This window comes from Streptomyces phytophilus (assembly GCF_013870535.1).
Classification (GTDB): Bacteria; Actinomycetota; Actinomycetes; order Streptomycetales; family Streptomycetaceae; genus Streptomyces; species Streptomyces phytophilus.
Genome location: NZ_JACBXC010000089.1, coordinates 1 through 10917 on the forward strand (window position 1 = coordinate 1; position 10917 = coordinate 10917).

The following is a 10917-nucleotide window of genomic DNA, read 5'->3' on the forward strand; positions in this document are numbered from 1 at the left end:
TCGGGGGCCGTCGCGTACGCGCAGGGGTGGATCCCCGCGGTCGCCGCGGGCGGCGCCCTGCTGCTGACCTCGCTGCTCGGCGGCTTCATCGGCGGCCGGCGCGGGGTGCAGGTCACGGCCGTCGAGGCGATGGCGGAGTCGGCGGTACGGACCCGCTGGGCGTCCCCGGTACGGATCGTGGCGGCCCTGCTCTTCCTCGCCGGCGCGACCGCGCTGGCCCTCTTGACCTGGGTGCTCTTCGACGGCCCGATCGCCGCCAGCACCGCCGGGCCCACCGTGCTGTGCACGGCCATCGGCCTCGCGCTCCTCGGCCCGGGCCTGACGAAGCTGTGCACCGTGCTGATCTCCGGCCCGGTCAGGGCCGTCACCGGCGCCGGCGGCGAACTCGCCGTCCTCACCGCCCGGGCCCGCGCCGTGCGGATGGCGGGCGTCGTCACGCCCGTGATGCTGGCCGTCGCCATGGCCACCGCGAACCTGTACCTCCAGACCACGCAGACCGACGCCTCCCGCGAGGCGTACGCGCAGAACCTGCGCGCCGACGCCGTCGTCGACTCCGCCTCCGGCACCCTCGACCCGGCGCTCACCGCCGACGTCCGCGCCACCGACGGCGTCGCCGCGGCCGGCGCGTACGTCACCAGCACCGGCTGGATCGACGGCATCGGCGACGAGGACGGCGTACCGCTCCAGGGCATCGACGCCCGCGGCGCCGCCCGCACCACCGCCCTGGAGCCGGTCGAGGGTGGGATCGCCGACCTCACCGGCGCCACGGTCGCCCTGCCGGCCGGCGCGGCGGACGGGCGGAGCGTCGGCGACACCGTCGAGGTGCGCTTCGGCGACGGCGCCGCCGAGGACCTGCGGATCGCCGTGCTCTTCGAGGGCCGCGCCGGCTACGACACCGCGTTCGTGCCCGCGGACCTCCTCGCCGGGCACACCGACGGCGCGCTGCCGCAGCAGATCCTGGTACGCGCCGAGGACGGCACCGGGGCCGCGGCGCTCACGGCGAGCCTGGAGAAGACCCTCGCGGACCACCCCGGCACCGCCGTCGTCGACCGCGACGAGCTGATCGAGGCCAACATCGAGGACACCGAGACGCAGGCGTGGGTCAACTACCTGATGGTCGGCATGATCGTCGCGTACACCGGGATCTCGGTGGTCAACAACCTGGTGCTCTCCGTCTCCGGCCGCCGCCGCGAGTTCGGGCTCCAGCGGCTCGCCGGCGCCACCCGCCGGCAGGTGCTGCGGATGCTGACGATCGAGGCGCTGATCGTCGCCGGGATCGGCGTGGGCCTCGGCACGGCGGCCGCGGCCACCGCGCTGGTGCCGTTCAGCCACGCGGCGGCGGACAGCCTGCTCCCCTCCGGCCCGCTGTCCATCTACGCGGCCGTGGTCGCCGGTGCCGTGGCCCTCGCCCTCACCGCCACCCTGGTACCGGGCTGGGCGGCCCTGCGCAAGCGCCCCGCGGAAGCGGCGCTGGCGGAGGAGTGAGCCAGGGGTGAGCCAGGGGTGAGCGAGGCGTGAGCAGGGCGGGCCCGCCCCGGGTGCGGGGCGGGCCCGGTGTCTTGCGGCGGCACCGCCAGGCAGCACCGCAAGACGGCTCGACCGGCCGGTGTCCCCCGGGGCACCGGCCGGAGTCGTCGGTTCAGCCGAAGCGGCCGGACACGTAGTCCTCGGTCGCCTGCACCGAGGGGTTGGAGAAGATCTTGTCGGTGTCGTCCAGCTCGATGAGCCGCCCCGGCTCGCCCACCGCCGACAGGTTGAAGAACGCGGTGCGGTCCGAGACCCGGGCCGCCTGCTGCATGTTGTGCGTCACGATCACGATCGTGAACCGCGTCTTCAGGTCCCCGATGAGGTCCTCGATGGCGAGGGTCGAGATCGGGTCGAGGGCCGAGCAGGGCTCGTCCATGAGGAGCACCTGCGGCTCGACGGCGATGGCGCGGGCGATGCACAGCCGCTGCTGCTGGCCGCCCGAGAGGCCGGAACCGGGGCGGTTGAGGCGGTCCTTGACCTCGTTCCACAGGTTCGCGCCGCGCAGGGACTTCTCCACCACGTCGTCCAGCTCGGACTTCTTGTAGCGGCCGTTGAGCTTGAGGCCCGCGGCCACGTTCTCGTACACGCTCATCGTCGGGAACGGGTTGGGCCGCTGGAAGACCATGCCCACCACGCGCCGTACGGAGACGGGGTCGACGCCGGTGCCGTAGAGGTTCTCGTCGTCCAGCATCACCTTCCCCTCCACCCGCGCGCCCGGGATGACCTCGTGCATGCGGTTGATGGTCCGCAGGAAGGTGGACTTGCCGCAGCCGGACGGGCCGATGAAGGCGGTCACGGACCTCGGCTCGACGGCCATCGAGATGTCCTCGATCGCCTTGAAGTCGCCGTAGTAGGCGGTGAGGCCGCTGATGTCGATGCGCTTGGCCATGTCAGATCACTTCTCCTATGGCCGTCAGTGGCCGGTTTTCGGGGCCTTCCAGCGGGCTATGCCGCGGGCCAGCAGGTTGAGGATCATCACGAAGACGATGAGGACGAGGGCGGCGGCCCAGGCGCGGTCGAACGACGCCGACGTGCCGGCCCCCCACTGCTGGTAGATGTACAGCGGCAGGGACGCCTGGCCGCCGTCGAAGGGGTTGTTGTTGATCGCGGGGCTGCCGAAGACGAGCAGCAGCACGGGGGCGGTCTCGCCGGTGATGCGGGCGACGGCCAGCATGACGCCGGTGGTGATGCCGCCGATGGAGGTGGGCAGGACGACCTTCAGGATCGTCTTCCACTTCGGTACGCCCAGGGCGTACGACGCCTCGCGCAGCTCGTTCGGGACGAGCTTCAGCATCTCCTCGGTGGAGCGGACCACCACGGGCATCATCAGGATCGCCAGCGCCAGCGCACCGGCGAAGCCGGAGTAGCCGAAGTCCAGGATCATGATCCACAGGCTGAGGACGAACAGGCCGGCGACGATCGACGGGATGCCCGTCATGACGTCCACGAAGAACGTCACCGCCTTCGCCAGCGCCCCGCGGCCGTACTCCACCAGGTACACGGCGGTCAGCAGCCCGATCGGGGTGGCGATGACCGTGGCGATCAGCACCTGCTCGATGGTGCCCATCAGCGCGTGGTAGACGCCGCCGCCGGGCGCGACGTTGACCACGCCGCTCATCGAGTGGGTGAGGAAGTAGCCGTCGGTGACCTTGATGCCCTTGCTGACGGTCTCCCAGATCAGCGACGCCAGCGGGACGACGGCCAGCAGGAACGCCACCCACACCAGGGAGGTCGCCAGCCGGTCCTTCGCCTGCCGGCCGCCCTCGACCACCGTCGAGATGACGTACAGGCCGACGACGAAGAGGATCGCCGCGATCAGGCCCCACTGGATGCGGCTGCCGAGACCGCCGAGCACGCCGATCAGCACGGCCAGGACGGCGGCGCCCGCGGCGATGCCCAGCGGCGCCAGGCGCGGCAGCCGCGGCTGCTGGATGCCGAGCCGGTCGGTGCGGTCCACCTTGTCCGCTACGGTCTGCGCGCTCATGCGTTGGCCCCCGAGTACTCCTTGCGGCGCGCGATGATCAGCCGGGCGGCGCCGTTGACCACCAGCGTGATGACGAACAGGACCAGGCCGGAGGCGATCAGCGCGTCCCGGCCGAACTGCCCGGACTCGCCGAACGACGCGGCGATGTTCTGCGCGAACGTCCCGCCGCCCGCCTGGAGGATCTCCGCCGACAGCAGCGCCGACGGCGACAGCACCGTGGCCACCGCCATCGTCTCGCCGAGCGCCCGCCCGAGGCCGAGCATCGAGGCCGAGATGACGCCGGAGCGGCCGAAGGGCAGCACCGTCATGCGGATGACCTCCCAGCGCGTGGCGCCCAGCGCCAGCGCCGCCTCCTCCTGGAGGCGGGGCGTCTGGGCGAAGACCTCGCGGCTGACGTTGGTGATGATCGGCAGGATCATCACGGCCAGCAGGATGCCGGCGGTCATCAGCGAGCGCGGCGCGGTCCCGTCGAAGGACAGCACGACGGTCCAGCCGAGGTACCGGTCAAGCCACTCGTACGTGCCGACCAGGTGCGGCACGAGGAACAGGGCGCCCCACAGGCCGTAGACGATGGACGGGACGGCGGCCAGCAGGTCGATGACGTACGCGATGGGCGCGGCCAGCCTGCGCGGCGCGTAGTGGGTGATGAACAACGCGATGCCCACCGCGATCGGCACCGCGATGACCATGGCGACGACCGAGGAGACGACCGTGCCGAAGGCCAGCACGGCGATGCCGAACTTCGGCGGGATGGAGTTCGCGTCCCACTCGAAGGTGGTGAGGAAGTTGCCCTCGTTGTCCGCGAGGGCGATGGACGCGCGGTACGCCAGGAACGCGGCGATCGCGGCCATGATCAGCAGCAGCGTGATCCCGGACCCCTTCGACAGGCCGGAGAAGATCTTGTCGCCGCGGCGGGTGCTGCCCTTGGCGTCCGACAGCAGGACCTGGGACGGCGGTGGGGCGGGTGTTTCCTTGTCGGTGGGTGGAGCAGTCATACGTGAATCTCCGGTCTGGTGTGGGGCGACGGCGCGGTCTGCGGCCGCGTCCCGGCGGCGGTGCACCGGATGGCCCCCCGCCGGCCGGACGGTGTGGTCCGTCGGCCGGCGGGAGGGCGGATCAGGACAGGGTGTCGATGGTCTTGACGACCTCGGCGGCCATCTCGGCGGGCAGCGGGGCGTAGCCGACCTCGACGATCGACTGCTGGCCGGCCTCGCTGGCGGTGTAGCCGAGGAAGGACTTCACCGCGTCCAGGGACTCCGGCTTGTTGCCCTTGTCGCACGCGATCTCGTACGTCACGAGGGTGATCGGGTACGCGCCGTCTTCCTTGGTGGCGTAGTCCAGCTCCAGCGCCATGTCGGGGGCCTCGCCGACCCGCTCGCCGACGGCGATGGCCTGGGAGGCGTTCTCGACGGTGGCCTCGACGGGCTCCGCGGCGCCGGTGTCCAGCTTGACGGTGGCCAGGTCGTTGGACTCGGCGTGCGAGATCTCCATGTACGAGATGGCGCCGTCGGTCTGCTTCACCTGCGAGGACACCCCGGCCGAGCCGGTGGCGGCCTGGCCGCCCTCGATCGGCCACTTCTTGTCCGCCTCGTCCGGCCAGGCGTCCTTGACGACCGTGTTGAGGTAGGCGGTGAAGTTCTCGGTGGTGCCCGACTCGTCGGAGCGGTGCACGGGCTGGATCTTGGTGTCCGGCAGCTCCGCGTCGGGGTTCAGCTTGGCGATCGCCTCGTCGTTCCAGTTCTTGATCTCGCCGTTGAAGACGTTCGCGAGGGTCTCGGCGTCGAGCACCAGCTCGTCCACGCCCTCGACGTGGTACGCGATGGCGACCGGGCCGCCGACCATCGGCAGGTTGATGCCCTGCCCGCCGGAGCAGACCTCCTTGGACTTCTCCACCTCCTCCGGCTCCAGCGCGGAGTCGGAGCCGGCGAAGGCGGTCTGGCCGTTGAGGAACTCCTCGATGCCGGCGCCGGAGCCGACCGGCTTGTAGTTGACCGTCACGTCGGAGCAGGCGGCCTGGTAGTCGGCGACCCACTGCTGTACGGCGTTGTCCTGCGAGCTGGCGCCCGAGGCGAGCAGCTCGCCGCTGCCGCCGCACTCGATGTCGCCGCCGGCGGCGGCGGAGCTCTCGCCGCTGCCGCCCTTGTCGTCGCCGGAGTCCGAATTGTCGTCCGAGCCGCACGCCGAGAGGACGAGCGCGCTGGAGAGGGCGAGTATGCCTGCGGCGGTGCGGTACCGGATCTTGCTCTGAGACTTCACTGGGGACTTTCCTTCCTGAGGCCGCACTGCACTCGGCGGCTTGATCACAAATCGAGACGAACGGAGTTGTGGGGTCTAAGGGAGGTCCGCGGTCGGCGGCACGAAGCGGTAGCCGACGTTGCGGACGGTGAGGATGATCCGTGGATCGTGCGGGTTGTCCCCGATGCGGTCGCGCAGCCGGCGGATGTGCACGGCGATCGTGTTGGACTTCGGTGCGCTGCCACCCCACAGCTCGGCGCTGATCTGGTCTCGGGTGACGACCTTCTCGGCGTTGGCCACCAGCAGGTGCAGCAGCTTGAACTCGCGAAGCGGCAGCTGCACCAGCCGGCCGTCGACGCGGGCCTCGAAGGTGGCGGGGTTGACGCTGTACGGACCGGAGGCCACCGTCTGGTCCACGTCGTACGTCGCCGGGCTGGCGACGCCGAGCATCTTCAGGACCTCGTACGGCCGGTAGGGCCGGGCGACGCAGGCGCTGGCCCCCGCGGTGAGCGCCTCGACGGCGTCCTCCGCGTCGTCGGGGCCGACGCCGATGATGACCGGCGTCGCGCTGCGCCGCCGCAGCACCTCGACCACGCGGGCGCCGGGCACGAGCGGCAGCTTGGCGCTGACCAGCAGGGCGTCGGGGGACTGCAGGCCGACCTGGAGCAGCGCCTCCGCCCCGTCGGAGCAGAAGACGACCTTCACCTGATGGCCGGACAGGTGCTCCGCGAGATCGTGCGCCACCTGTTCGTCCGGATCGGCGAGCAGCAGGACATGTCCGTGTCGCTGGCCGGGTATCGCCGGTGTGTCCATCGGTCGGTCACCACCCCCTTCGTCGCGTCCCATGCAATTCCCTGTCGGCGGACTCGGCCGGTGGTGGCGGTTAACTGAAGGTGAACATCGGAACAGGGGTGCGTGATGCCGTTATCGGCCCGTTATGAACGGCATGATCGAGGACGCCGCGCACCGCGCCGTACGCCTCACAGACCGCCCGAGCCACCCGAGTCCCCGCCCGTGTCGCCGGCGCCGCCCGGCTGGTCGCTGTGCTTCTTCAGCCGCGTCAGGTCGCGCTCCAGCTTGTTCTCCTGCACCTCGCTGAGCGGGATGTAGCCGGCCTCCGAGGCGAAGTCGGTGTGGCTGTCCACGTAGAACTCGACGAACGTCTCCACCTCGGGGCGCTCCAGCGCCTTCGCCGAGGGGTAGATGAACAGCGGCCGCGCCAGCGGCTTGTACGAGCCGTCCTGGACCGACGCCGTGCTGGGCGCCACGCAGCCGTCACCGGCGTCGATCTCCAGCGCGCGCAGCTTGTCGCGGTTCTCGTCGAAGTAGGTGAAGCCGAAGTAGCCGAGCCCGCCGGAGTGCTCCGCGACGCCCTTGACGAGGGTGTTGTCGTCGCTGCTCGGGGTGAAGTCGGCGCGGGACGCCTTCTCCTCGCCGTTGATGGCCTCGGTGAAGTAGTCGAACGTGCCCGAGTCGGTGTCCGGGCCGTAGAGCTGGAGCGGCTCGTCCGGGAACGCGGGGTCGACCTCCTGCCAGCTCGCCAGCGCCGAGCCGGGCTCCCAGATGCGCTTGAGCTGGTCGGTGGTGATGCAGTCGAGCCAGTCGTTGGCGCGCGGGACGACGACGGTGAGCGCGTCGTTGGCGATGGTCAGCTCGCGGTACGGCACGTCCCAGTTGGCGCAGGTCTCCTTCTCGAAGTCGTTGATCGGCCGGGAGGCGTCGGAGATGTCCGTCTCGCCGGCGCAGAACTTGTCGAAGCCGCCGCCGGTGCCGGACGCCCCGACCCTGACCCGTACCCCCGGCTCCTGCCGGCCGAAGCGCTCGCCGGCCAGCTTCGTCAGCGGCTCCACCGTGCTGGAGCCGTCGATCAGCACCGTGCCGGTGAGCCGCTCGGGCCGGTCCGCACCGGCGCTCGCCTCGCTCTCGCCGCCGCAGGACACGAGGGAGGCGACGGCGGCCGGGGCCAGGAGGAGGGCGCCCAGGCGGGCGCCGGTGCGCTTCGTCGGCTGCGTCTGCATCGTCTGCATCGGGCTCACCTGACTCCCCTGAGGATGCCCCGGTCTTCAGGCAGCAGGGCGCGAGTCGCCGGATTGTTCTCAGGGCGGTCCGGTGTCCACCGCCTTCGGGGGTGGTGGGGGCCGCAAAGATCAGGAGCGCTCAATTGTCAGTCCTCCCCATGAGATTCGGGTGTATGGCATCTGCGGCGGTCACCGGCGGGGGCGCCGGGCATGCCCGGTACACCTTCCGTGTGCGCGTCTCGGCGTCCGCGCTCCGGGCTCTCGGGGCGGAGTGGGCGCGCTGCCGATGGCTGTGGAATGAGTCGGTGGCCCGTTCGAAGAAGGCGTACGCGGAGGGTGAGCAGATCGGTCCGGCCGCGCTGGACCGGATGCTCACCGAGGCCCGGCGGGTGACTCCCTGGCTCGGCGAAGGCAGCTCCGTACCGCAGCAGCAGGTGATCCGGGATTTCGGGAAGTCCCGCACGAAGGCGTTGAAGGACATCAGGGCCCGGGTTCCCGCGGCCCGGCGGACGGGGATGCCGCGGTGGAAGACCAAGCGCCAGGCACGGCCGAGCCTGAACTACACGCGGCGGAACTTCCGTCTGAAGAACGGGCGTCTGCACCTCGCGGGCGGGATCGTGGTGCGGGTGGTGTGGTCGCGGGACCTGCCTGCGGAGCCGTCGTCGGTGCGTATCCACCAGGAAGCTTCCGGATCCTGGTGTGCGTCTTTCGTGGTGCCCGCGCCGGTCGAGCCGCTGCCCGCGACGGGCCGTGTGATCGGGATCGACTGGGGCGTCAGGGAAACGGCTACCACCACATCCGATGCCCACGACCTTCCCCACCCAGGTCACGGACGCATGGCGGCGCAGAAACTCGCCCGGTACCAGCGCATGATGGCTCGCCGGAAACCGAAACGCGGTCAATCTGCGTCCGCCGGTTACCAGGCGGCGAAGGCTCGGACAGCGAAGCTGCACGCCAAGGTCGCCCGGCAACGCCGGGACACCGCCCGCAAATGGGCCAAGCACGTCGTGACCGATCACGACCAGCTTGCTGTGGAGGACTTCCGGCCGAAGTTCCTCGCGAAGACCACGATGGCCCGCAAGGCGGCGGACGCGGCGATCGGAGCCGCGAAGGCGGCCTTGGTGGAGATGGCCCGCAAGCACGGGCGCACCGTCCACCTGGTCCACCCCGCGCACACCACGATGGACTGCGCGAAGTGCGGAGCGAGAACCAAGCACGCACTGCCTCTTTCCGAACGAATGTATGCCTGCACCGCGTGCGGCGCCGTCTCGCCCAGAGACAAGAACTCCGCGCGCGTGATGCTGGTCCGGGCTGGTCTCAACCCGGCTGACGCCGAGGGTGGAAGTCCTGGCGGAACGCTGTTCCGCCGGGCGGCCTGAGTCAGGAATCCCCCCTTCCTCGGGGGGAGGTTTCAATGCTCTCCGCTGATCGATCCGGACATAACTCGGGTCCTGTATCGAAGTGGCGGCAGTCGGCCATGCGGGGCGGGTTCGGTTAGCGCGGGATGAACAGTGGACGACCAGACATGATGCCGTTATGCGGCTGTGATGAAAGCGCGGATCATTCGGCGAACGCGCAGGTGGGCAGGGGTGTGCCAGTCGTACGCGGCCGGGTGCGCGCCGCCGCGCGCGGCCCGCTAGATCGGATCTAGCGGGCGCCTGCCGGTTTCTGGCGCCTGAGGGGTGACGGCCCGGACGCACTGCCCGGGGTGACCGGGACCGGGAGGTGTCCGATGGCGAACGGCGAGTCCGGCGGCGTACGCGAGACGCCCGGCCCGTCCGGCGCACGCGACGCCTCCGCGCGACTGCGCGTCGCGTGCATCCTGGGCGGCCGGGCCGAGACCGACTGCCGTCCCCCCGCCGTCGCCTCCTGGCTCGACGAGCTGGCCGGCGAGCGGGGCGACGTGGCGCTGCGCGTCCTGGACCTCGCCGACTACGACCTCCCGCTGCACTACCCCGAGCACCCGGACGCGCAGCTGTCCTCGTTCACCGGGGAGCTGGCGCGGGCGGAGGGGTTCGTCGTGGTCACCCCCGAGTGCAACCGCAGCTTCCCCGCGCAGCTCAAGCACGCCATCGACATGGGCTACGACGAGTGGCACGCGAAGCCGGTCGGCTTCGTGTCGTACGGCTTCGGCTGCGACGGCGTGCGCGCCGTGGAGCAGCTGAGGTCGGTCTTCACCGAGCTGCACGCGGTCACGGTGCGGGACTCGGTCGGAATCGACCTGCGCTTCACCGATGAGAAATTTCCGGCCGGGGGGTCCATCTACTCGGACGGTCTGGTACGCGCCGCCGGCGCCCTGCTGGACCAGGTCACCTGGTGGGGTCTCGCGCTGAGAGAGGCCCGCGCGACGCGGCCGTACGTGGCGTAACAAAAGCCGCACATATACCTGATGTTGGAGAATCTGGAGAAGAAGCACATGACTAACGACCCGTCCGGCCTGGCGATCGAGACGTCGGGACTTGTGAAGGTGTTCGGCGAGACCCGCGCTGTGGACGGCGTCGACCTCGCCGTACCCAGCGGCACCGTCTACGGCGTCCTCGGCCCCAACGGCGCCGGGAAGACCACCACCGTGAAGATGCTCGCCACCCTGCTGCGCCCCGACGGCGGCGAGGCCCGGATCTTCGGCAAGGACGTCGTCCGCGACGCCAACGCCGTACGCTCCCGGGTCAGCCTCACCGGCCAGTACGCCTCCGTGGACGAGGACCTGACCGGCACCGAGAACCTGGTGCTGCTCGGCCGCCTCCTCGGGCACAAGCCCGCCGCTGCGCGGGTGCGCGCCGCGCAGCTGCTGGAGGCGTTCGGCCTGAGCGAGGCGGCTGCCAAGCAGGTGAAGAACTACTCGGGCGGCATGCGGCGGCGCATCGACATCGCCGCGTCCATCCTCAACACCCCCGACCTGCTCTTCCTCGACGAGCCGACCACCGGCCTCGACCCGCGCAGCCGCAACCAGGTCTGGGACATCGTCCGCGCGGTCGTCGCCCAGGGCACCACCGTCCTGCTCACCACCCAGTACCTGGACGAGGCCGACCAGCTCGCCTCCCGGATCGCCGTCATCGACCACGGCAAGGTCATCGCGGAGGGCACCAAGGGCGAGCTGAAGGCGTCCGTCGGCGCCGGCTCCGTCCACCTCCGGCTGCGCGACGCCGCGCAGCG

10 protein-coding genes are annotated in these 10917 nt (G+C 70.8%); 4 read left to right on the forward strand and 6 right to left on the reverse strand.

The window, feature by feature from the left end:
* Positions 1 to 1485: ABC transporter permease (locus H5J30_RS07855; RefSeq protein ID WP_181786430.1), on the forward strand; the 1485-nt coding region annotated here is incomplete at its 5' end.
* A 154-nt stretch (positions 1486 to 1639) separates the two neighbouring features.
* Here H5J30_RS07855 and pstB read toward each other — a convergent pair.
* The 6 genes from pstB to H5J30_RS07885 all read right to left on the reverse strand — a co-directional run bounded on the left by pstB (position 1640) and on the right by H5J30_RS07885 (position 7773).
* Entirely contained in the window at positions 1640 to 2416 is a 777-nt protein-coding gene (gene pstB, locus H5J30_RS07860; protein ID WP_181786431.1) for a phosphate ABC transporter ATP-binding protein PstB, read from the reverse strand.
* 24 nt (positions 2417 to 2440) lie between these two features.
* Positions 2441 to 3511, reverse strand: a complete 1071-nt coding sequence (pstA, locus tag H5J30_RS07865; RefSeq protein WP_181786432.1) for a phosphate ABC transporter permease PstA — start codon at positions 3509 to 3511, stop codon at positions 2441 to 2443.
* The gene (gene pstC / locus H5J30_RS07870; protein ID WP_181786433.1) at positions 3508 to 4506 is read right to left on the reverse strand and encodes a phosphate ABC transporter permease subunit PstC; all 999 of its coding nucleotides are present in this window, start codon (positions 4504 to 4506) and stop codon (positions 3508 to 3510) included. The genes pstA and pstC overlap by 4 nt, the downstream gene beginning before the upstream one ends.
* Positions 4507 to 4627: 121 nt before the next feature.
* Positions 4628 to 5767 (reverse strand): phosphate ABC transporter substrate-binding protein PstS, encoded by a 1140-nt coding sequence (pstS, locus tag H5J30_RS07875; RefSeq protein ID WP_181786434.1) that lies wholly within the window; start codon positions 5765 to 5767, stop codon positions 4628 to 4630.
* A gap of 75 nt (positions 5768 to 5842) precedes the next feature.
* Positions 5843 to 6559 (reverse strand): response regulator transcription factor, encoded by a 717-nt coding sequence (locus H5J30_RS07880; RefSeq protein WP_063610508.1) that lies wholly within the window; start codon positions 6557 to 6559, stop codon positions 5843 to 5845.
* A 167-nt stretch (positions 6560 to 6726) separates the two neighbouring features.
* On the reverse strand, positions 6727 to 7773 hold the full coding sequence (locus tag H5J30_RS07885; RefSeq protein WP_258563175.1) for a PstS family phosphate ABC transporter substrate-binding protein: 1047 nt from the start codon (positions 7771 to 7773) through the stop codon (positions 6727 to 6729).
* Positions 7774 to 7937: 164 nt separating this feature from the next.
* Here H5J30_RS07885 and H5J30_RS07890 point away from each other — a divergent pair, with 164 nt between their 5' ends.
* The 3 genes from H5J30_RS07890 to H5J30_RS07900 all read left to right on the forward strand — a co-directional run.
* Complete coding sequence (locus H5J30_RS07890; RefSeq protein ID WP_181786435.1) at positions 7938 to 9143, forward strand: RNA-guided endonuclease InsQ/TnpB family protein; 1206 nt, start codon at positions 7938 to 7940, stop codon at positions 9141 to 9143.
* A 353-nt stretch (positions 9144 to 9496) separates the two neighbouring features.
* Positions 9497 to 10132, forward strand: coding sequence for an NADPH-dependent FMN reductase (locus tag H5J30_RS07895; protein WP_181786436.1), 636 nt, complete (start codon positions 9497 to 9499; stop codon positions 10130 to 10132).
* A gap of 48 nt (positions 10133 to 10180) precedes the next feature.
* Positions 10181 to 10917, forward strand: a 737-nt coding sequence (locus H5J30_RS07900) for an ATP-binding cassette domain-containing protein (RefSeq protein ID WP_181786438.1), incomplete at its 3' end; no start/stop codon positions are given.

Excerpts from the sequence above, each read along its gene's own strand:
- H5J30_RS07885 (WP_258563175.1), bottom strand. The coding sequence starts at position 7,773 with ATGCAGACGATGCAGACGCAGCCGACGAAGCGCACCGGCGCCCGCCTG.
- H5J30_RS07890 (WP_181786435.1), top strand. The coding sequence starts at position 7,938 with ATGGCATCTGCGGCGGTCACCGGCGGGGGCGCCGGGCATGCCCGGTAC.
- H5J30_RS07895 (WP_181786436.1), top strand. The coding sequence starts at position 9,497 with ATGGCGAACGGCGAGTCCGGCGGCGTACGCGAGACGCCCGGCCCGTCC.
- pstB (WP_181786431.1), bottom strand. The coding sequence starts at position 2,416 with ATGGCCAAGCGCATCGACATCAGCGGCCTCACCGCCTACTACGGCGAC.
- pstC (WP_181786433.1), bottom strand. The coding sequence starts at position 4,506 with ATGACTGCTCCACCCACCGACAAGGAAACACCCGCCCCACCGCCGTCC.
- H5J30_RS07880 (WP_063610508.1), bottom strand. The coding sequence starts at position 6,559 with ATGGACACACCGGCGATACCCGGCCAGCGACACGGACATGTCCTGCTG.
- pstA (WP_181786432.1), bottom strand. The coding sequence starts at position 3,511 with ATGAGCGCGCAGACCGTAGCGGACAAGGTGGACCGCACCGACCGGCTC.